Source organism: Streptomyces sp. LMG1-1-1.1 (assembly GCF_040815545.1).
Lineage (GTDB): Bacteria > Actinomycetota > Actinomycetes > Streptomycetales > Streptomycetaceae > Streptomyces.
In genome coordinates this window covers 1-20,809 of record NZ_JBFPNH010000057.1, presented here as the reverse complement: position 1 = coordinate 20,809, position 20,809 = coordinate 1, and the positions used below count along the sequence as shown (strand labels likewise).

19 protein-coding genes are annotated in these 20,809 nt (G+C 73.5%); 12 read left to right on the top strand and 7 right to left on the bottom strand.

Going from position 1 to position 20,809, the window contains the following annotated elements; all coding sequences use genetic code 11:
- Position 1 precedes the first annotated feature (1 nt).
- Together MRBLMG1_RS30005 and MRBLMG1_RS30000 are read right to left on the bottom strand one after the other, a co-directional pair.
- Complete coding sequence (locus MRBLMG1_RS30005) at positions 2–493, bottom strand: roadblock/LC7 domain-containing protein (RefSeq protein ID WP_367827300.1); 492 nt, start codon at positions 491–493, stop codon at positions 2–4.
- Positions 490–3,510 (bottom strand): nitrate- and nitrite sensing domain-containing protein, encoded by a 3,021-nt coding sequence (locus tag MRBLMG1_RS30000; RefSeq protein WP_367827299.1) that lies wholly within the window; start codon positions 3,508–3,510, stop codon positions 490–492. Before MRBLMG1_RS30000 ends, MRBLMG1_RS30005 begins: the two co-directional genes overlap by 4 nt.
- A gap of 371 nt (positions 3,511–3,881) precedes the next feature.
- Between MRBLMG1_RS30000 and MRBLMG1_RS29995 the strand changes: the two genes are divergently transcribed.
- Positions 3,882–4,700, top strand: coding sequence for a hypothetical protein (locus MRBLMG1_RS29995; RefSeq protein WP_367827298.1), 819 nt, complete (start codon positions 3,882–3,884; stop codon positions 4,698–4,700).
- On the opposite strand, the gene MRBLMG1_RS29990 is transcribed toward MRBLMG1_RS29995, so the two are convergent.
- Entirely contained in the window at positions 4,678–5,145 is a 468-nt protein-coding gene (locus MRBLMG1_RS29990; protein WP_367827314.1) for a MarR family winged helix-turn-helix transcriptional regulator, read from the bottom strand. The genes MRBLMG1_RS29995 and MRBLMG1_RS29990 overlap by 23 nt on opposite strands.
- Positions 5,146–5,467: 322 nt before the next feature.
- Here MRBLMG1_RS29990 and MRBLMG1_RS29985 point away from each other — a divergent pair, with 322 nt between their 5' ends.
- Positions 5,468–6,301, top strand: coding sequence for a lysozyme (locus MRBLMG1_RS29985; RefSeq protein WP_367827297.1), 834 nt, complete (start codon positions 5,468–5,470; stop codon positions 6,299–6,301).
- A 206-nt stretch (positions 6,302–6,507) separates the two neighbouring features.
- Positions 6,508–7,389 (top strand): lytic polysaccharide monooxygenase auxiliary activity family 9 protein, encoded by an 882-nt coding sequence (locus MRBLMG1_RS29980; protein WP_367827296.1) that lies wholly within the window; start codon positions 6,508–6,510, stop codon positions 7,387–7,389.
- A 91-nt stretch (positions 7,390–7,480) separates the two neighbouring features.
- Here the strand turns inward: MRBLMG1_RS29980 and MRBLMG1_RS29975 are convergent, their stop codons facing one another.
- Together MRBLMG1_RS29975 and lon are read right to left on the bottom strand one after the other, a co-directional pair.
- Positions 7,481–8,062 carry a DUF4240 domain-containing protein gene (locus MRBLMG1_RS29975; protein ID WP_367827295.1) on the bottom strand — a complete coding sequence of 194 codons (582 nt, stop codon included), beginning with the start codon at positions 8,060–8,062 and terminating at the stop codon, positions 7,481–7,483.
- 111 nt (positions 8,063–8,173) lie between these two features.
- Positions 8,174–10,585, bottom strand: coding sequence for an endopeptidase La (lon, locus tag MRBLMG1_RS29970; protein WP_367827294.1), 2,412 nt, complete (start codon positions 10,583–10,585; stop codon positions 8,174–8,176).
- A 130-nt stretch (positions 10,586–10,715) separates the two neighbouring features.
- Between lon and MRBLMG1_RS29965 the strand changes: the two genes are divergently transcribed.
- Both MRBLMG1_RS29965 and MRBLMG1_RS29960 read left to right on the top strand, forming a co-directional pair.
- Positions 10,716–11,354: a GNAT family N-acetyltransferase gene (locus MRBLMG1_RS29965; RefSeq protein WP_367827293.1), complete on the top strand. Its 639-nt coding sequence runs from the start codon at positions 10,716–10,718 to the stop codon at positions 11,352–11,354.
- Between the two features lie 78 nt (positions 11,355–11,432).
- Entirely contained in the window at positions 11,433–12,044 is a 612-nt protein-coding gene (locus MRBLMG1_RS29960) for a hypothetical protein (protein ID WP_367827292.1), read from the top strand.
- 143 nt (positions 12,045–12,187) lie between these two features.
- On the opposite strand, the gene MRBLMG1_RS29955 is transcribed toward MRBLMG1_RS29960, so the two are convergent.
- Positions 12,188–12,751: a TetR/AcrR family transcriptional regulator gene (locus tag MRBLMG1_RS29955; RefSeq protein WP_367827291.1), complete on the bottom strand. Its 564-nt coding sequence runs from the start codon at positions 12,749–12,751 to the stop codon at positions 12,188–12,190.
- 123 nt (positions 12,752–12,874) lie between these two features.
- Between MRBLMG1_RS29955 and MRBLMG1_RS29950 the strand changes: the two genes are divergently transcribed.
- Complete coding sequence (locus tag MRBLMG1_RS29950; protein WP_367827290.1) at positions 12,875–13,465, top strand: DUF2867 domain-containing protein; 591 nt, start codon at positions 12,875–12,877, stop codon at positions 13,463–13,465.
- Between the two features lie 120 nt (positions 13,466–13,585).
- Here the strand turns inward: MRBLMG1_RS29950 and MRBLMG1_RS29945 are convergent, their stop codons facing one another.
- Positions 13,586–14,227, bottom strand: a complete 642-nt coding sequence (locus MRBLMG1_RS29945) for a TetR/AcrR family transcriptional regulator (RefSeq protein WP_367827289.1) — start codon at positions 14,225–14,227, stop codon at positions 13,586–13,588.
- 150 nt (positions 14,228–14,377) lie between these two features.
- Between MRBLMG1_RS29945 and MRBLMG1_RS29940 the strand changes: the two genes are divergently transcribed.
- The 6 genes from MRBLMG1_RS29940 to MRBLMG1_RS29915 all read left to right on the top strand — a co-directional run.
- Entirely contained in the window at positions 14,378–16,123 is a 1,746-nt protein-coding gene (locus tag MRBLMG1_RS29940) for a glycoside hydrolase family 3 protein (RefSeq protein WP_367827288.1), read from the top strand.
- A gap of 174 nt (positions 16,124–16,297) precedes the next feature.
- Positions 16,298–17,374 (top strand): 5'/3'-nucleotidase SurE, encoded by a 1,077-nt coding sequence (surE, locus tag MRBLMG1_RS29935; RefSeq protein ID WP_367827287.1) that lies wholly within the window; start codon positions 16,298–16,300, stop codon positions 17,372–17,374.
- A gap of 185 nt (positions 17,375–17,559) precedes the next feature.
- Positions 17,560–18,228: a spermidine synthase gene (locus MRBLMG1_RS29930; RefSeq protein ID WP_367827286.1), complete on the top strand. Its 669-nt coding sequence runs from the start codon at positions 17,560–17,562 to the stop codon at positions 18,226–18,228.
- Between the two features lie 85 nt (positions 18,229–18,313).
- A complete protein-coding gene (locus MRBLMG1_RS29925; protein WP_367827285.1) occupies positions 18,314–19,051 on the top strand; it encodes a response regulator transcription factor in 738 nt (245 codons plus the stop codon).
- A 26-nt stretch (positions 19,052–19,077) separates the two neighbouring features.
- Complete coding sequence (locus MRBLMG1_RS29920; protein WP_367827284.1) at positions 19,078–20,169, top strand: HAMP domain-containing sensor histidine kinase; 1,092 nt, start codon at positions 19,078–19,080, stop codon at positions 20,167–20,169.
- 310 nt (positions 20,170–20,479) lie between these two features.
- On the top strand, positions 20,480–20,809 hold a 330-nt coding region (locus MRBLMG1_RS29915), incomplete at its 3' end, for a 2-oxoglutarate dehydrogenase E1 subunit family protein (RefSeq protein WP_367827283.1).

Here is a 20,809-nt window from a genome sequence, read left to right as displayed (position 1 = left end):
GTCACCGGGGGCTCTCCATCGACTTGCGCAGCTCACTGCGGACTTCGGGGGTGAGGACGTGTCCGGCGCGGCCCACGAACAGCGCCATGTGGTACGCCACGACGCTCATGTCGCAGTCGGGCGTGGCGTGCACGCCGAGCAGCGAACCGTCGCTGATCGACATCACGAAGACGCTGCCTTCCTCCATCGCCACCATGGTCTGCTTGACCCCGCCGCCGTCCATCAGCCGGGCGGCGCCGATGGTCAGGCTGCCGATGCCGGAGACGATGGTGGCCAGGTCGGCGCAGGAGCCGCGCGGACCGCCCGGGCGGGCGGGTTCGTCGGCGGCCGGCGTGGCCTCCTGGACAGCCGGGTCGGACGAGAGCAGCAGGAGTCCGTCGGAGGAGACGACGGCGACCGAGCGGACGCCGGGCACCTCCTCGACCAGATTGCCCAGCAGCCATTGCAGGTTGCGGGCCTCCGTGCTCAGTCCGAACGTTCCCGTCGCGGTCAACTGCGTGCCTCCTCGACTGTGTCCCCCGCCGTCTCCCCTGTACGTGCAGTCCTTATGGCCTCGGTCCCCGCCGTGTCCATCCGCTCCGTGCCCAACTCGACCTCCACGTCGCGGCGTCCGGCCTTGGCTCCCTGGTGGAAGCCACCGAGGCGCCGTCGCAGCGCCTCCGCGTCCACGCCGCTCTTACGAGTGGTGGCGGCGGCGCCGGGCTGACGGACCACCTGCGGCGTCCGCTTCGGCAGGCCCTTGTCGGTGACCCGCTCCCACTGCGCGGGGCGCGGCCCGGGGACCGCCGGGTCGATTACCGCGTCGACCCCCGGGTCGGCGGCCGGGTCGGCCACGGGGCCGGTGGCCGGCACCGGCTCGGGCTCGACGGCCGCCGGGGCTTCCACCCGGTGGGCGGGCTCGACGTGCTCGGCCGCGCGCTCGTGGGCGTCCGGCTCCGGCGGCGGGTCGGGCAGCCGCACCTGCAGCGTGGTCTCGGAGACGGACTCCCCGAGGCGCTCAGGCTCGGGGGCGTACACCGGCTCGGGCTCGGAGGCGTACTCCTGCTCGGCGGCGTACTCCGGCTCGGGATCGAAGGCGTACACCGGCTCCGGCTCGGGGGCGTACACCGGCTCGGGCTCGGGGGTGTACTCGCCCTCCGGGCTGTACTCGGGCTCCGGTTCGGCGGCGCGGGTGGTCGTCTCGCCCGCCACCTCCGCCGCGAGGATCGCGCGCTCGGCGGCCTCGACGAGGGGGTCGCGGGTACGGGACGGCAGGGTGTTGGAGTTGGCCTCCGCGGCCGAGCCGGGGAGGTGGATCGTGGGGGCCGCACCCGCCACCCGTACGGGGTGGGAGACGGTGGCCGGCGGGGCGGTGGGCAGCAGGGGCAGCGGGAGGACCACGACGGCCGCCGTTCCGCCCGGCTGCTGCTCGCGGAGCTCGACGCGCACCCCGTGGCGGGCGGCGAGCATGGCGATGACCCGCATGCCGAGGCCCTCGCCGTCGAAGGCGTCCGGATCGGCCTCGGCCAGCCGGGCGTTGAGCTCGGCGAACCGGGAGGCGGTCATGCCGATGCCCGCGTCCTGCACGGAGAGCATGACCTCGCCGGTCTCCAGGAGCCAGCCGGAGAGCTGGACCTCGGCGTCGGGCGGCGAGAAGGAGGTGGCGTTCTCCAGGAGCTCCGCGACCAGGTGGCTGAGGTCGTCCGCGGCGAAGCCGGCGACCTGGGCGTGCGGCGGCAGGGACTGGATGGTCACCCGCTCGTACCGCTCGATCTCGCTGACGGCGGCGCGCAGGACGTCGACCAGCGGGACGGGTCCGGCGTGCCCGTGGACGTGCTCGTGGCCGGCGAGGACCAGGAGGTTCTCGCTGTGGCGGCGCATGACCGTCGCCAGGTGGTCGAGCTTGAACAGGGTGCCGAGGCGGTCCGGGTCCTGCTCGCGCTCCTCCAGCTTCTCGATGACGGCGAGCTGGCGCTCGACGAGCCCGAGGCTGCGCAGCGAGAGGTTGACGAAGGTGTGGTGGACGGTGCTCCGGAGCCGTTCGAGGTCGGCGGTCAGGAGCGCGACACGGCCCTGGAGGTCCGCGCGCTGGGCGGCGAGCTCGGCGCCGACGGCCTCCTTGGCCGCGGCGAGGTCGGCCCGCTCGTCGGTGAGCCGCTCGGTGTGCGCGGCGAGGCCCGAGAGCTTGCCGTGCAGGGTGTTGAGGGAGCGTACGACCTGGGCGAACTCGTCGTTGCGGCCGGTGAAGCGGACCGGCTCCTCCGTGTGCGGCGCCGGGGCGGCGGCGAGCCGGGCGGCGCCGATGCGGAGGACGGCGAGGGGCCGGGTGAGGGTGCGGGCGACGTAGGTGGAGATGCCGATCGCGACCAGGAAGCAGCCGCCGAGGTAGGCGAGGCGCAGTTCGAGGGCGGTGACGTCGTCGTCGCGGAGGGCGCCGAGCCGCTCGACGCGCGCGGCGGCGAGGGCCGACTCGACGCCGCGCATCTGCTCGATGCGGGCGGAGAGGGCGGCGTCCAGGCCGGTCGGGTCGGTCGCGCGCTCGGCCTCGGTGAGCCGGGGCTGGTCGGTGAGGGCGGCGAGCGAGCGTTCGGCGCTCTTGACGTCGGGGCCGGTGACGGTGGCGGCGAGGGAGTCGCGGGCGGCGGACCCGGCGGCCTGGTCGAAGTCGCCGAGGGCGGCGAGTTCGCGGACGCGGGCCAGCTGGGCGGCGGCGGTGAGGGCGTCGCGGGCGCGGGTGGCCTCGGCGGCTCCCTCGGGCACGTCGGCGACGTAGGTGCCGGTCGTGGCGTCGTAGTGGACGTCACCGGTGGGTTCGGGCTGCGGCACGGAGAGCGCGGCGAGGAGCAGGCCGCGGGTGGCGGAGGCCTGTTCGACGGCGCGGCCGAGGGCGGCCGGGGCGCGGGTGGCCTCGGTGAGCGAGGCGTCGGCGGCGCGGGCCGGGGTCTTGTCGGCGAGTTCGTCGGCGAGGGCCTGGAGCTTGGTGATGACGTCCGAGTACGCCTTGTGGGCCTCCAGGGCCGTGCCCTTGCCGGTGAGGGCGGCACGGCGGATGGAGGGCAGGCCCGCGAGGTCCCGGCGGAGCTCGGTGGGGGCGGCGGGGCGGATCTCGTCTATCTGCCGGTCGACGCGGGTGGAGCGGGTGTCGGTGATCTGCCGCCGGTGCTTGGCGTCGCCGGTCTGGGCGTCGCGGCCGGCCGCGATGTACGCGACGACCTCGTCGCGCTCGTCGGCGAGGGAGTGCGCCAGGGTGACGGCCTGCCGGTCGAGTTCGGCGAGCGTGACCAGGCGCTGGGAGTCGGTCAGCTCGGCGGAGGCCGCGAGGACCGCGGGAGCCCCGGCGGCGAGGACGGTGACGCCGACGAAGGCGACGCCGGCGACCAGGCGGTTGCGGACGCGCTTGGAGCGTCCCGCGGGGGACTTGGGCTGTGCGGTCGGCGCGGCGACGCCGTCCGGGGTCGGCTCCGCACCGGGGGCCTGGCTCCGCGTGCCGTTCTTGCTCCGAGGCCGCTTCATCTGCACCGGTGCTCGCATTCTTGACTCGTCCGCCCACAAAGCAGAGGTGACGACCGGTCACATGGAGCGCCCCCACCCCTGGTACGGCTTCCGACCATTCCAGCGCTTCTGGGAAGGAGGCGCGCATCGGCCGCTCCGCCACCCGAACGAGTGAACAACACTCATGAGTTGGCGAACAACTTCCGCGGGCGTGTCCCGCGGGCCCCCGCGGACCCCCGGTTGGATCTTCCGGGCGGGCTTTGGCAGGATGCCCGCCCGCAGCTCCGCGGAGGTGCCCGTTCCGCCTCGCGCGCCACGGTCGGCCCTTTGGTACAGGCCATTTCCGGTCGTTTGCGGGTTCCGTGAAGGAGCGCGCCGCCGCCGGATCGCGGGCGGGCACACTGGGGCCCATGCGCAGCGACGTCGCCACCCTCCCCGGCAGCCCCGAACGCCCCAACGAGGACTGGGTGGCCGCCGCTCTGTCCCCTTCGGGGTGCGGCGGAACCGTCGTCCTGCTCGACGGCGTCACACCCCCCGCGGGTGATGACGGTTGTGTGCACACCGTGCCCTGGTTCACCGCGCACCTCGGTGGGGCTTTGACCGAACTGTCCGCTTCCCGGCCGGACATGCCCCTGTCCGAGATCCTGTCGCGGGCAATCCGGCGCACCGCGGACGCCCACCGGGACACCTGTGACCTTTCTCACGTGCGAACGCCTCAGGCGACCGTGGTCCTCGCGCGTTGGGACGCGGCCTCGGTCGAGCACCTCGTCCTCTCGGACTCCGCCCTCCTCCTGGAGGCACCGGACGGAACGGTGCGGGCGGTGCTCGACGACCGGCTCGACCGCGTGCCGGACGAGGTCCGGCGCTCCCTCGCGGCGACGGACCGTCTTCGCAATCGGGAGGGCGGCTTCTTCACCGCCGCTGCCGATCCCGCGGTCGCCGCGCGCGCGGTGACCGGCACGACGCCCCGCGCCCGGGTACGGTCCCTCGCCGCGCTCTCGGACGGGGCGAGCCGCTGGGTGGAGCTCTTCGGCGCCGGCGACTGGGCGGCCTGCCTCGGCGTCCTCCGCGCGGAAGGCGCCACGGGCCTCCTCCGCCGGGTCCGCGCCCTGGAGACCGCCGACACGGAGGCGGGCGGCACCCACCGCTGGAAGCGGCACGACGACGCCACGGCGGTGCACGTGGAACTCGGCCCCCCGGAAGGGATCAGCCCTCCGCCCGCACGTTGAAGTGGTGCAGCAGCCGGGCCAGTTCCGCGACCTCCGCGCGGTCCCAGTCCACCAGCTTCCGCACGTACCGCTCCCGCCGGGCGTCCCGCACGTGCCGGAACCGGTCCCGTCCCTCCTCCGTCAGCCGCACCAGCGAGGCCCGCCCGTCGGCCGGGTCGGGATCCCGCACGACGAGGCCCAGCACCTCCAGCGCGCGCAGCTGCCGGCTCATCGTCGCCTTGCCGACCCCGAAGTACCCGGACAGCTCCGTCGCCCGCTGCGGTCCCACCTCGTCGAGCCGCACGAACAGCCCGTACGCCGCCGGCTCCAGCTCGGGATGCACCTCCCGCGCCATCTCCCCCGACTGCGCCCGCGCCCGCCGCAGGAACACCGCCAGCTCCCGCTCCAACGCCAGGAACTCGGGATCCACCCCGGAAGCCGCCGCCCCCACCCGGGCGCCCCGCACCCCGCCCCCGGGAGCCCCGCCCCCACTTCCCGTACCGCTTCCGTGCACGTCAGCACCTCCCGCGTGTTCCCCGGCGGCCGCCCGGCGACCCTGCCGCCGGTTTCCGGCGGCTGAAAGTTTCTTCCCGCCGCGGCCATCGCCGCAGCTCCTTCAGTATTTCGCAGGAGTAGACCAACGGCGGCATCCGGATCCTCTTCCGCCGGTGGGTCTACGTGCGTAGCGTCGTGGGCGGCGGATGGCTGACATGTCCACACCATGACGCGTCGGCGGCGTGCGTCCGCTCCCCCCGAGGTCCCCCCACCGAGCCTTTCGGAGGCACGCAATGCGTGTGCACAGATCCGGAACGACCCTTGCCGGTGCCGCGGTCGCGGCACTGGCACTCCTCCTGCCCCTCGCCGGTTCGGCCGGCGCCGCCCAGGACCCGGGCACCCGGGTCGCGCCGGCGCGCGGTTCGGCCTACATGGGCATGGGCGTGATCGCGCACGACGGGAAGGGCGTGAAGCCCGGCGGTGGCGCCGGGACGCTGGCCGCCCAGACGGAAGGCGTGGACGTCTCCAGCCACAACGGGAACGTGGCGTGGTCCACGCTGTGGAACAGCGGGGTGAAGTGGGCCTACGTCAAGGCGACGGAAGGCACGTACTACAAGAACACGTACTTCACGCAGCAGTACAACGGCTCGTACAACGTGGGCATGATCCGGGGCACGTACCACTTCGCGACCCCGGACACGGCGAGCGGCGCGGCGCAGGCCGACTACTTCGTGAACAACGGGGGCGGCTGGTCGAAGGACGGGAGGACGCTGCCGGGGGTGCTCGACATCGAGTGGAACCCGTACGGCGCGACCTGCTACGGGAAGACGCAGTCCGGGATGGTCGCGTGGATCCAGGACTTCGTGAGCCGGTACCGGTACCGGACCGGCCGTGACCCGGTGATCTACACGGCGACGAGCTGGTGGAAGCAGTGCACCGGCAACTCGGCGGCCTTCGCGAACACCAACCCGCTGTGGATCGCGCGGTACGCCGCCGAGGTCGGCGAACTCCCGGCCGGCTGGCCGTACTACACGATCTGGCAGTACACGTCCTCCGGCCCGACGGTCGGCGACCACAACCACTTCAACGGCGACTACTCGCGCGTACAGGCGCTGGCGAACGGCTGACCTGGCCTTCGGCGCTTCGATCGGTCCGCGGCGGCTCCCCGGGTGTGCGGCACCCCGGGGGGCCGTCGCGGCTTTTTCGATCCACTCCCTTGCCGATTGGTATGGACCAATGCGAAGCTCTACGCCGGTCGCCCGGGAGCCAACTTCCGTGCACCCAGCGCGCGTTGCTCGTCCCGTACTCCCCCACGCACGAGAGAGAGCCCCGCATGGCCTCCTACCGCCGCACCTCCGCCGTCGCCGCCACCCTGTCCGCCGCCGCGCTCGTCGCCCTCACCCCCACGACGGCCGGCGCCCACGGGGCGGTCTTCAACCCCGTCAGCCGGGTGGCCGCCTGTTACGCCGAGGGCCCCGAGACGCCCAAGTCCCAGGTGTGCAAGGACCTCGTCGCCGACTCCGGCACCCAGCCGCTGTACGACTGGAACGAGGTCAACATCGCCAACGCCGACGGACAGCACCAGGCCCTCATCCCGGACGGCAAGCTCTGCTCGGCGAACCGCGCCAAGTACCGCGCGCTGGACTGGGCGCGCACCGACTGGCCGGCGACGGCCGTCGCCGCCGGCTCCTTCGACTTCAAGGTCCGCGTGACCGCGCCCCACTCGGGCACCATGACGATCTACCTCACGAAGGCCGGCTTCGACCCGACGCAACCGCTCAAGTGGTCGGACCTGGACGCGACCCCCGTCGCCGTCTACAACACCACCCGCACGTCGACCGACGGCTACTACCGGTTCACCGGCAACCTGCCGGCCCGCACGGGCCGCCACATCGTCTACCAGGTGTGGCAGCGCAACGACAGCCCCGAGGCCTTCTACAGCTGCTCGGACGTGACCTTCGGCGGCGCCGCGGCGGCCGGCTCGGGCACCCGGGCACAGGCCCCGACCGAGACGAAGATCGCGGCGGGCGCCGAGCTGTCCACCGTGAGCCACGCGGGCCACGGCGGCGACGAGCAGGCCCCGGCGCTCTCCGCCGAGGCCGCCGCGACCCCCTCGTCGCCGCTCGCGCCGGCCCTCGCGGGCGCGGGCGCCGTCGCCGCCTTCGCGGCCGGCAGCCTGCTCCTGGGCCGGCGCCGGAACTCGTCCGCCTCCTGACGCCCCCGGGAATGCCGGGAACGCCGGGGACACCGGGGACGCCCGGCCGTCACCGGGCGTCCCCGGCCGCCCCCGGGCGTCCCGGCGTCTCCTAGGAGGCGGACGACCGGAGCGGGAAGAGGGCGGTGAGCCGGGGTATCGCCAACCCCTCCGGCCGGGACCCCCGGGGCATCTCCTCTTCCCGCTCTCCCCGCTCCTCGGCGAGTTCCTCGACCGCGTCGAGGAACTCGTCCCCCTCGTCGTCCTCCTGGCCGGTCAGCTCGTCGAACGCGTCCTGCGCGACGTAGTCGAGCTCCTCCCACTCGGGCCACTCGTCGTCGTCCCACGTGTCGGGATGCCGTCCGGCGAGGCTCCGCACCCCGGGCACCTCGGCCAGCACGTCCGGGTCGGCGACCACCGACGCGTACACCTCGCGCCCCTGCCCCACCAGCCAGAGCGTGAAGTAGTGGAAGCCGTCCTCGGTGCAGCCGCCGCCCTCGACCCGGTTCGCCGCGGTCCACACGGCGCGTGTGTCGGCGGCCTCGCACGCCTCCTTGAGGTACACCTGGAACGCCACGCTCTCGGCGGCCGGACGCCGTATCAGCTCCGCCCGCAGCCACTCCAGCCGCTCGTCCCGGTCACCGGGGCGGCGGCTCAACTCGTCGATGAGTGCCCAGAAGGCGTCGTCGTTCATGTGTACGAGGATGCCAGCCCCGACCGACATCCGGAGACACAGGACCGGGATGGCCCCGCCGGACCCGCCGGAGCGGGGTGCCCCGACGGACACCCCGCTCACGACCAGGAGTTACGCGGCCACGCCGACCGGCACCTCCGCCGGGGCGAGCGCGATCTCCAGCACCTGCCGGACGTCCGTCACCGGGTGGACCTCCAGCTTCTCCAGGATCTCGGCCGGGACGTCGTCCAGGTCGGCCTCGTTCCGCTTGGGGATCACCACCGTGGTGATGCCCGCCCGGTGCGCGGCGAGGAGCTTCTGCTTCACGCCGCCGATCGGGAGCACCCGGCCGGTGAGGGAGACCTCGCCGGTCATGGCCACGTCCGTACGGACCAGACGGCCGCTCAGCAGGGAGGCCAGGGCGGTCGTCATGGTGACGCCCGCGCTCGGGCCGTCCTTGGGGACGGCGCCCGCCGGGAAGTGGATGTGCACGCCGCGGTCCTTGAGGCCGGTGACGGGCAGCTCCAGCTCCGCGCCGTGCGAGCGGAGGAAGGACAGCGCGATCTGCGCCGACTCCTTCATCACGTCGCCCAGCTGGCCGGTGAGGGTCAGCCCGGCGGCGCCGGTCTCCGGGTCGGCGAGGGACGCCTCGACGAAGAGCACGTCACCGCCCGCACCGGTCACGGCGAGTCCGGTGGCGACGCCCGGCACGGCCGTGCGCCGCTCGGCCGGGTCCTGGGCCGACTCGGGCACGTGGTGCGGCCGGCCGATGAGCTCCCGCAGGTCCGCCGGGGTGACGGTGAACGGCAGCTCGCGGTCGCCCAGTTCGTGCTGGGCCGCGACCTTCCGCAGCAGCCGGGCGATCGACCGCTCCAGGGTGCGGACGCCCGCCTCGCGGGTGTACTCGCCGGCCAGCTTCCGCAGGGAGGCGTCCTCCAGGACGACCTCGCCGGACTCCAGGCCGGCCCGCTCCAGCTGGCGCGGGAGCAGGTGGTCGCGGGCGATGACGACCTTCTCGTCCTCCGTGTAGCCGTCGAGCCTGACCAGCTCCATGCGGTCGAGGAGCGCCTCGGGGATGGCTTCGAGGACGTTGGCCGTGGCGAGGAAGACGACGTCGGAGAGGTCGAGTTCGACTTCCAGGTAGTGGTCGCGGAAGGTGTGGTTCTGCGCCGGGTCGAGGACTTCGAGGAGCGCCGCCGCCGGGTCGCCCCGGAAGTCGGAGCCCACCTTGTCGATCTCGTCGAGCAGCACCACCGGGTTCATGGACCCGGCCTCCTTGATCGCCCGGACGATCCGGCCGGGCAGGGCGCCGACGTAGGTCCGCCGGTGGCCGCGGATCTCGGCCTCGTCCCGTACGCCGCCGAGGGCGACCCGGACGAACTCGCGGCCCATGGCGTGGGCGACGGACTCGCCGAGGGAGGTCTTGCCGACGCCGGGCGGGCCGACGAGGGCGAGTACGGCTCCGCCGCGTCGGCCGCCGACGACGCCGAGGCCGCGGTCGGAGCGCCGCTTGCGCACGGCCAGGTACTCGGTGATGCGTTCCTTCACGTCGTCGAGACCGGCGTGCTCGGCGTCGAGGACGGCGCGGGCGCCCCGGATGTCGTAGGCGTCCTCGGTCCGCTCGTTCCACGGAAGTTCGAGGACGGTGTCGAGCCAGGTGCGGATCCAGGAGCCCTCCGGGGACTGGTCGCTGGACCGCTCCAGCTTCTCGACCTCCTTGAGGGCGGCCTCGCGGACCTTCTCCGGCAGGTCGGCTGCCTCCACGCGGGCGCGGTAGTCGTCGGACTCGTCGCCCTCGGCCTCGCCGTTGAGGTCGCGGAGCTCCTTGCGCACGGCTTCGAGCTGGCGGCGGAGCAGGAACTCGCGCTGCTGCTTGTCGACGCCTTCCTGGACGTCCTTGGCGATGGTCTCGGCGACGTCCTGCTCGGCGAGGTGCTCGCGGAGCTGGGCGGTGGCGAGCCTGAGGCGGGCGACCGGGTCGGCGGCCTCCAGGAGCGCGACCTTCTGCTCGACGGTCAGGAAGGGCGAGTACCCGGAGTTGTCGGCGAGGGCGCCGACGCCGTCGATCTGCTGGACGCGGTCGACGACCTGCCAGGCTCCGCGCTTCTTGAGCCAGCTGGTGGCGAGCGCCTTGTACTCCTTGACCAGTTCGGTCACGGAGCCGGGCAGCGGGTCGGGCAGGGTCTCCTCGACCGTGCTGCCCTCGACCCACAGGGCCGCCCCGGGGCCGGTCGTGCCGGCGCCGATGCGGACGCGGCCGATGCCGCGGATCAGCGCGCCAGGGTCGCCGTCGGACAGGCGGCCCACCTGCTCGACGGTGCCCAGGACGCCGGTCCCGGCGTAGGTCCCGTCGACGCGGGGCACGAGCAGCACCCGCGGCTTGCCGGCACCGGGCCGCGCGGCGGCCTGGGCGGCCTCGACGGCGGCCCGTACCTCGTTGTCGGACAGGTCGAGCGGCACCACCATGCCGGGCAGCACGACCTCGTCGTCGAGCGGCAGTACGGGCAGAGTGAGCGGCACGGACGCCATGGACTCAGCAGCCATGATCTCCCCTTCGGCAGTCAAGTTGAGCTGTACCGACTCAATGCACCTGAGCCCGCGAATGTTCCCAGACGTCCGTTCGCTCTGAGCGATCACCCTCACGCGGGCGCGTGGCACGGGATGTAATCCCTCTATGGATATAGCAGCCATTACATCCGCGTGGGTGGCGGGCTGGACCGTCTCCCGGGGCGCTCCCGCCGCGGTCCCCGAGCCGTGGGGGCACCGCATCGACGTCGGACTGCCCCGCCATGTCGTACGGCACGTCCTGCCCGCCCCCGACGCGGCCTCCGTCGGCGCGCTCTGCGCCCGGCTGACCGAGCCGTACAGCTGGCTCAAGGTGATGGCGACCCCCGAGGAGGTCGCCCCGTGGATCACCGAGGGGTGGACCGTCCCCGACGACCCCGGCTTCATGATGCTCAAGCCGCTGGACCCGGGCGCCCGGCCCGCGCCGCCCGAGGGCTACGCCCGGACCACCGAGACGCGGGACGGCGTCATCCTGGTCCGCATCCTCGCCCAGGACGGCACCCTCGCCGCCCGCGGCCAGATCGCCCCGACCGGCTCCACCGCCGTCGCCGACCAGATCGAGACCGACCCCGCCCACCGGCGCCGCGGCCTCGGCTCCAACGTCATGCGCACCCTGGAGGCCGCCGCCGCCCAGGCCGGCGCCACGACCGGCATCCTCGCCGCGACCACCGACGGCCTCGCCCTCTACGACTCGCTCGACTGGCGCTACCAGGGCCCGCTCACCGGCATCGTCCGCGACGGCGCCTGACGCCCCGACGCGAACCCCGGCCCGGTCCGTCCGTCCGTCGGGCTGCGCGGGGGACCCCGCAAGGGGCATGCTCGATCCATGGTGCGAGGAGTACGGCGAAAGAGGTGCGGGGCCCTGCTGCTCGCGGCGGCCCTGGCCGTCGGCGGGGCGAGCGGCTGCGGGCCGGGGGCACCGCCCGCGCCCGGCGGGCCGCCGTCGACCGCGAGCACACCCCCCGCGCCGCCGACGGAAGCGACCACGCCCGGCGGAACACCCTCGGACGCGACCGCGCCCCCGGCGCCGCCGACGGACCCCCCGGCCACGGACCCCACGTCGGCGCCGGCCACCCCTTCCCAGGACCCGCGGCCCGGTGACGTCCTCGTCGAGGTGACCGTCACCGGCGGTCTCGCCGGCATCCACAACCGCCTCGTCGTCCGTTACGACGGCACCTGGACCAGCACCTCCGGCGCCAAGCCGCCCCGCACCGGGCACATGACCGCCGCCGCGACCGCCGAACTGCGGGCCGCCCTGGAGGACCCCGCGTACGCCCGGGTCCCGGCGCGGCCCACCGGCAACCCGATCCCGGACGGCTTCGAGTACCGCGTCACCCACCACCACCGCCTCGTGATCGCGGGCGACGGCGAACGCCCCCCGGCCCTCCGGCGCGTCTTCGCCGCCCTCCCGGAGGGCGGCCCGCCGACGAGCCGCTGACCACCGGCGGCGGCGCGACGGGCCCGGCGAGCACCCCCGACTCCCGCGCACCGGGCGGCCCCCGACCCCTGCGTACCCGGCGGGCACCCCCGACTCCCGCGTACCCGCCGGGTCCCCCCACTCCGGCGCGCGTGGGCGGCGGGCTACCTGAGGAGCAGCCAGTCCCGTGTCAGCGCCATGACGTCCGCACGCGTGCGCGTGCCGTGGTCGGTCGCGATGAGGGGGTTGGCGACGCGCAGCGCGAAGACGAGCATGCAGCGGGCCTCGACGTCGGCCTCGTCCGGGCAGAAGCTCCGGAAGAGCGACCGCAGGTACTCCATGCGCCGGTTGTCGGTGCGGCGCAGGCGCTCGGCCACGGTGGCGTCGCGCCGGGCCCATTCGCGGATCGCGAGGTCGACGGTGGTGCCGGCCACCGGTTCGCCGAAGGCGTCGCGGACGATGTCGAAGAGCCGTTCCAGCTTGGCCCGGGGGTCCCCGCCACCGCTCTCGACCCGCTCGATCACGGCGTCGGTGACCTCCCGCTCCCAGGTGTCGAGCATCTCGGCGAGCAGGGCCTCGCGGTTGGCGAAGTAGCCGTAGAAGCCGCCCTTGCTGACGCCGAGGGCCTGGGCCAGCGGCTCGATCCGTACGGCTTCGGGGCCGCCCTCGGCGAGCGCGCGGAGGCCCTCCTCGATCCACCGGCCACGCGGAGTGCGGATCGCTCCCATGGTGTGTCCCTCCTCACCTCGCCGTTCCTCCACCCGACTATACGGTGCCGTACAGACGGGTCTACGCTTGATCTATACGTCACCGTATAGACGTCGCCATGACGTCGGAACAGGGGTACGGCCATGAGACTCCCCCGCACCGCGCACACCTCCCGCCCGTGGCGGATCCACGAGATCGCCGGCGACTTCCAGGTCGAGGACGTGTGGGAGCTGCCCGTCACGGGCGGCCCGGACGACCTCGCACGCCTGGTGCGGCAGTTCACGAACGAGAAGGGGACCGCGCTCTCCTCGCCGGTGGTCCGCACGCTCTTCGCGATCCGCCGGAAGCTGGGGGCGCTGCTGGGCTGGGACAAGCCCGACGCGGGCCTCGACGGGCGCGTGGAGACCCTCAGGGACCGGCTGCCGGACGACCTTCGCGCGGGGGCGCGGGGGCCCGACCTCCGGGCGGTCCCCTTCACGTCCGTCTACCAGACGCACGACGAGTGGGTGGCGGAGAGCGCCAACCGGACCGTGCACGCGGTGATGCACATCGGCTGGGTCCCGGACGGCGCCCCGGGCCGCCACCGCGCCCGGATGGCCGTCCTGGTGAAGCCCAACGGCCTGCTCGGCACCGTCTACATGGCGGGGATCAAGCCGTTCCGGTACCTGGGCGTGTACCCGAAGCTGCTCGGCGCGATCGGCCGCGAGTGGGAGGCGGACAGGACTGCGGCCTGACCCGCCGGACCTCCCAGGGGGGAGGAGCGGCGGCCTGACCGGCCGGACCTCCCCGGGGAGGAGGAAGCGGAGCCGTGGACCGGGCCCGCACCTCCCGAGCCCCCGTCAGGCGGCCCCGCGTCAGCTCCCGGTGGCCGCGATCGTCGCGTACTGCCGCCGCAGGTAGCCGCCGACGCGGGCCGGCATGTCCATGGACGTCGGGTCGAGGGCCCACTGGATCTGGAGGCCGTCCATGACGGCGAGGTGTTCCTGGGCGACGGCGAGGCAGTCGGTGTCGGGGCGGAGTTCGCCGCGCCGGACGGCCGCCTCCAGGAGTTCGACGGTGTGCCGGAGCACGCGCGCGTAGCGCTCCTTGAAGTACTCGTGGGCGGGGTGGCCGATGTTGCCGGACTCGCCCACGAGGACGTTGAACATGCGGACGATGCCGGGGCGCCGGGTGTTCTCCTCGATCAGGGCGACGAGGGTGTCGAGGTAGGCGGCGTACGAAGGGGGCTCCTCGCCGAACAGGCGCTCCACGTCGTGCCGCTCGCTCTGCGCGAGGACCGAGAGGAGCAGGTCCTCCTTGCTGCGGAAGTGGTGCAGCAGCCCGCCCTGGGTGATGCCGCAGTCGTGGGCGATCCGGGCGAGGGAGGAGGCGTGGAAGCCCCAGCGCCCGAAGTGGTCGACGGCGGTGTCCAGGATCTTCTGGCGGCGCGCGTCACCGACCGCGTAACTGCCCCGGCCTGCGCTCTTGCGGGGCGTTCGGCCCGTGTTCTCCGGCATGCGCCCCACCTTAGACGGGACCGAAATGGTGCTTTTGCGCTGTGACCCAGGACACATTACAGAAACCTAGTGGTCACTCGGTTTTCACGCCTAGCCTGAGGGCGCCAAAGGGCGGCACCGCTCTCCCCGGCCACACCCAGGAGCCCTGACATGCACCCGTACCAGGACCCCGCCCGCCCCGTGGACGTACGCGTGGAAGACCTCCTCTCCCGGATGACGCCGGAGGAGAAGGCCGGGCAGCTCTTCCACTCGATGCTGATGATGAACGCCGACGGCACCCCGGTGACCGACACGGACGGCTCGATGCTGCCCCTCACCACCCCCGAGCTCATCGAGGGCCGGCGACTCACCCACTTCAACCTGCTCGGCACCCACGGCGCCCGCGAGATGGCCCTCTGGCACAACGCGATCCAGGAGATGGCCGCGAGCACCCGGCTCGGCATCCCCGTCTCGCTCTCGACGGACCCGCGGCACGCCTTCACCGACAACATCGGCGCCTCCTTCGACTCCGGCGCCTTCTCCGCCTGGCCCGAGGCCCTGGGCCTGGCGGCCGTCGGCGACCCGGAGCTGGTCTTCCGCTTCGCCGACACCGTCCGCCGCGAGTACCTCTCCGTCGGCTTCCGCACCGCGCTCCACCCGCAGATCGACCTGGCGACCGAGCCGCGCTGGTCCCGCCAGTCCGGCACCTTCGGCTCGGACGCCGAGCTGACGGGCGAGCTGGTCGAGGCGTACGTCCGCGGCCTCCAGGGCGACCGCCTCGGCACCGAGTCGGTGTCCGCGATGGTCAAGCACTTCCCCGGCGGCGGCCCGCAGAAGGACGGCGAGGACCCGCACTTCCCGCACGGCAAGGAGCAGGTCTACCCGGGCGGCCTGCGCGACCTGCACCTGGAGCCGTTCAAGGCGGCCGTCGCCGCCGGCTGCGCGCAGATGATGCCGTACTACGGCCGGCCGGTCGGCACCGACTGGGAGGAGGTCGGCTTCGGTTTCAACCGGGGCGTCATCGACGGAATCCTCCGCGAGGAGCTCGGCTTCACCGGCATCGTCTGCACCGACTGGGGACTGCTCACCGACGCCGTCATCTTCGGCGAGACCCACGAGGCCCGGGCCTGGGGCGTCGAGCACCTCAGCGTCGCCGAGCGGGCGGCGAAGGCGCTCGACGCGGGCGTCGACCAGTTCGGCGGCGAGCAGTGCCCCGAGGTGATCGTGGAGCTGATGGCCTCGGGCCGGATCCCCGAGGCGCGGGTCGACGACTCCGTACGCCGCCTGCTGCGCGAGAAGTTCCTGCTCGGACTCTTCGACGAGCGGCGGTACGTCGACCCCGACGAGGCCGCGGAGACCGTCGGCCGCGCCGACTTCAAGGCCGCGGGCGCCGCCGCCCAGCGCCGCTCCCTCACCGTCCTCACCGACGGGCCGCTGCCCCTGACAGGCCGGCCGAGGCTGTACGTGGAGAACGTCGACCCGGCCGTCGCGGCCGCGTACGGCGAGGTGGTCGCCCACCCGGCGGGGGCCGACCTCGCCGTCCTGCGGCTGCGCACCCCGTACGAGGTGCGGCCGAACCTCTTCGAGTCCTTCTTCCACTCCGGCTCCCTCGCCTTCCCCGACGAGGAGCTGGCCCGGACCCTCGGGCTGCTCGCCGCCGTGCCGACGGTGGTCTGCGTCAACCTGGAGCGCCCGGCCGTCCTGCCGGAGATCGCCGAGCGCGCGGCGGCGCTGATCGCCGACTACGGCGCGAGCGACGAAGCCGTGCTCGACGTGGCCTTCGGCCGGGCCAGGGCCGAGGGACGGCTGCCCTTCGAACTGCCGCGTTCGATGGCCGCGGTGGAGGCCTCGCGCCCCGACGTCCCGAACGACACGGCGGACCCGGTCTTCCCGTACGGCCACGGCCTGTCGCTGTAGGCCACGCGCCACCGGGCCGCCGCCCGCCCGCCGGAGGTCTCGGCGCGGGCGCGGCATCCCCCGGACCGCGGAGTACCTGAACGACTCCGCGCACGATCCGGGGCCCTCCCGTGGGGGGCTGGGCCCCGGATCACTCTCCCCTGCCCGCATGTCATGCACCTGAAGGGTCCTCCCATGCGCAAGCGCACCTACCTCGCCCTGTCCGCGGCCACCGCCGTGCTCGCCGGAGCGGGCGCCACCGCCTACGCCACGACGGCGGACACCGCCGCGTCCGACCCCGCCCGCCCGCTCGCCGGGATGCGGATCCTGATCTCCAACGACGACTCGATGCAGGCCGCCAAGGCGAGCAACTCCGACGGCCTCGGCCTCTACGAGCTCCGCCGCGCGATGTGCGCCGCCGGGGCCGACGTCGTCGTCATGGCCCCCTGGCAGGTCCAGTCCGGCAAGGGCACCGCCGTCACCAACGGCGGCGTCGTCACCGCGCAGCGCCGCACCGCCCTGCCCGCCGGGTACGAGAACGACTGCTCCCAGGCACCCTCCGGCGGGGCGGTCTACGGCGTCTGCCTCTCCGCGGGCCCCTGCGCCAAGGACTCCCCGTCCGCCACGCCCGCCGACACCGTGAAGCTCGCCCTGCGCGGCGGCCTCAGAGCGAGGGCCGGCTGGACCGAGGCCCCCGACCTCGTCCTCACCGGCATCAACTCCGGCCCGAACGTCTCCGCCAGCGTCAACGACTCCGGCACGGTCGGCGCCGCCGTCGCCGCCATCGACCAGGGCGTCCCGGCCCTCGCCTTCTCCTCCTCGGGCGACGAGAGCAACCTGGCCTTCCCCCGCGTCAACTACCGGGCGCACGCCGATTTCGGCGCCCGCCTCGTCGCCGGACTGAAGCAGCGCGGACTGCTGACCTCGAAGTTCGCCCTGAAGGTCGACTACCCCGACGTCAGCGCGGGCGCGACGGCCAAGGCCCCGGTGTGGACCCGCGTCGGCGACGGGGCCGTCGTCTACCACGCCTTCGAGCAGCGCGGGGACGGCGACTCCTTCGACATCGCGCTCGGCCTGTGCCCGCTGGACGGCAGCGGCGAGGGCGAGTGCGCCGAGGGCCGGAAGGACGCCGACTCCACCTGGCTGCTCGACAAGGGCCACATCACGATCGCCCCGGTCACCTGGGACCGCACCTACGGCACCCCGGTCGACGCCCGCCGCGAGCTGAACCGCGTCGAGCAGTTCGTGAAGCACGAGGCCCCGCGCCCCTGAGCCCCCGGCGGGCGGCACCGCGCCGCCCACCTGAGCACCCGCGGCGGCCCTGCGCCCCCGCCCCGTGGACCTGCCGCGCGAGTCCGCTCCGTGACGCCTCGACTCCGAAACGTGTTTGTCCCGGCCCTCCCTCCCCGCGAGGATGGCCGGGACCGACTGCCGAGACGAGAGCGGATCGAACGACGATGTCCTCCCCCTTGACCCTCGACCGCCGCGAAGGACCGTACGGAGAGGTCGTGCTGCGCCGCCGCGGCGACCACTTCGAGATCATCGCCAACGGCACCTTCCTCATGGACACCTCCGACGGCCGCTCCGAGCGGCTGCTGATCGACGCGGCCATGGCCGCGCTCCCCGCCGACGCGCGCGCCGGTGCCACCGTCCTCGTCGGCGGCCTCGGCGTCGGCTTCTCGCTCGCCCACGCCGCCGCCGACCCCCGTTGGGGACGCATCGCCGTCGCCGAGCGTGAGGGCGCGATCATCGAATGGCACCGGCAGGGGCCGCTGGCCGCCCTCTCCGCGGCCGCGCTAGCCGATCCGCGGACCGTGATCCTGCACACGGACCTGATGGATTACCTCCGCACTTCCACGGATACTTACGACGCCCTCTGCCTGGACATCGACAACGGCCCCGACTGGACGGTCACCGAGGACAACGAATCCCTTTACTCTGCCGAGGGATTGGCGGCCTGCGCGGCGCGCCTGAACCCCGGGGGTGTGCTCGCCGTGTGGTCCGCCCGACCCTCCGCCGATTTCGAAGAGTCGTTGCGGAATGCCGGATTCAGCGGGGTACGGACGGAAGAGATCCCGGTTGCCCGGGGCGTCCCCGACGCGGTCCACCTCGCCGTACGTCCCTGACGGCGCCCGGACCGCTCCTGGATAGCCGGGACGCCGCCGGTACCTCTAGGCTGCTGAGCCGACATCGGCGACGCGAGGCGGGGCAATGGAGCAGACACACACCACTCACCACGGTGCGGCGGCCACTCCGGGGGCCCAGCGGCGCGTCCTGGTGGTCGAGGACGACGCCACGATCGTCGAGGCGATCTCCGCGCGGCTGCGTGCCGAGGGCTTCCTCGTGCAGACGGCGACGGACGGCCCCGCGGCCGTCGACGCGGCCGAGGCCTGGCAGCCCGACCTGATGGTCCTCGACATCATGCTGCCCGGCTTCGACGGCCTGGAGGTGTGCCGCCGGGTCCAGGCCCAGCGCCCCGTCCCGGTCCTCATGCTGACCGCCCGCGACGACGAGACCGACATGCTGGTCGGCCTCGGCGTCGGCGCGGACGACTACATGACGAAGCCGTTCTCGATGCGCGAGCTGGCCGCCCGGGTGCACGTGCTGCTGCGCCGGGTGGAGCGGGCCGCGCTGGCGGCGGTGACCCCGCGCAGCGGCATCCTGCGCCTGGGCGAGCTGGAGATCGACCACGCGCAGCGCCGGGTCCGGGTGCGCACGGAGGACGTGCACCTCACCCCGACCGAGTTCGACCTGCTGGTCTGCCTGGCGGGCACCCCGCGGGCGGTGCTCTCCCGCGAGCAGCTCCTCGCCGAGGTGTGGGACTGGGCGGACGCCTCGGGCACCCGGACCGTGGACAGCCACATCAAGGCGCTGCGCCGGAAGATCGGAGCCGAGCGGATCCGCACGGTCCACGGAGTCGGTTACGCGCTGGAGACCCCGGCGCCGTGAGCCGGCCGGGGCCGGGGAGGCCGCACGTGGGACAGGGACCGCACCGGCCGCGACGGCCCCACCGGATCGTGATCTCGATCAAGACGAAGCTGGGCGCCCTGGTCGTCGGGGCGGTCCTGCTCACCTCCGGCCTCGCGCTGGTGGCGATCCGGACGTCCACGGAGTTCCGGTACATCACGGTCTTCGCGATGATCGCGACCCTGCTGATCACCCAGTTCGTGGCGCAGTCCCTCACGGCCCCCCTCGACGAGATGACGACGGTGGCGGGGGCGATCTCGCGCGGCGACTTCAGCCGCCGGGTGCGGGGCGCGGACCGGCGGGACGAGCTGGGCGACCTGGCGTCGACGATCAACCGCATGGCGGACGACCTGGAGGCCGTCGACCGGCACCGCAAGGAGCTGGTGGCGAACGTCTCGCACGAGCTCAGGACCCCGATCGCCGCGCTCAGGGCGGTCCTGGAGAACGTCGTGGACGGGGTCTCCGAGGCCGATCCGGAGACCATGCGGTCGGCCCTGAAGCAGACCGAGCGGCTCGGCCGGCTCGTCGAGACGCTGTTGGACCTGTCCCGTCTTGACAACGGTGTCGTGGCCTTGCGGGCGAGCCGTTTCGAGGTCTGGCCCTATCTGTCGGGGGTGCTGCGGGAGGCCAACCTGGCCGCCTCCCAGCGCGGCCTGTCCTCCACCTCGGGGCTGCACAACCGCACGGACGTCCACCTCCACCTGGACGTGTCGCCGCCCGAGCTGGTCGCGCACGCGGACGCGGAGCGGCTGCACCAGGTGATGGCGAACCTGATCGACAACGCGGTGAAGCACTCGCCGCCGCACGGCCGGGTCACGGTCCGGGCCCGGCGCGGCCCGCATCCGGACTCGCTGGAGCTGGAGGTCGAGGACGAGGGTCCCGGCATCCCGGAGTCGGAGCGGCACAAGGTCTTCGAGCGGTTCAACCGCGGCTCGACGCAGCACCGGCCCGGTCCGGGCAGCGACGGCGGCACGGGTCTCGGCCTGGCCATCGCGCGCTGGGCGGTGGATCTCCACGGCGGCGGGATCGGTGTGGCCGAATCATCACGCGGCTGCCGCATCAGAGTCACTCTTCCGGGCAACCTTCGCACGAGAGATTGACGTAGGGTTCGAACCGGAAGCGCACGTTCTGCGTGTACGTGTACGGGACCTGCTTATACGTGAGCGGGACCTGCGCCTACGTGAGCGTTGCGCGATCAGGGATGCGGCAGAAGCGGGCCGTGCCCGCGCTTTCCCGTACCCTCACACGACGGAACCACGGTTGTTTCCCGCCATTCACGGCCCCGAAACACCCCGTCAAGTGTGACTTGCGCGACGTTGGAGTGCCCGGCCTGCACCTCTCGGCCGGACAGGCGTAGCCTTTATTTCCGCTGTCCATCACCTTGCGAAGCGGAAGAGGGCGGTTGCCGCCGTGTCGTCTCAGTCCCCCAGTACCCCGAGCTCCCCGGCCGACCAAGACGGGTCGGGCGTGAGCCCCGCAGCCGCCTTCGGTGCCAACGAGTGGCTCGTCGACGAGATCTACCAGCAGTACCTCCAGGACCCGAATTCGGTCGATCGTGCCTGGTGGGACTTCTTCGCCGACTACAAGCCCGGAGCGTCGGAGACCCCGGCCGCCCCGGCCGCCACCACTCCGAGCGCGGCCGCCGCGCCGCAGGCGGGCCCCGCACAGGCCGCGCCTTCGGCTCCCGCGGTCGTCCCGGCCCCCGCGCCCGCCCCGGTCGCGGCCCCGGCTCCCGTGAAG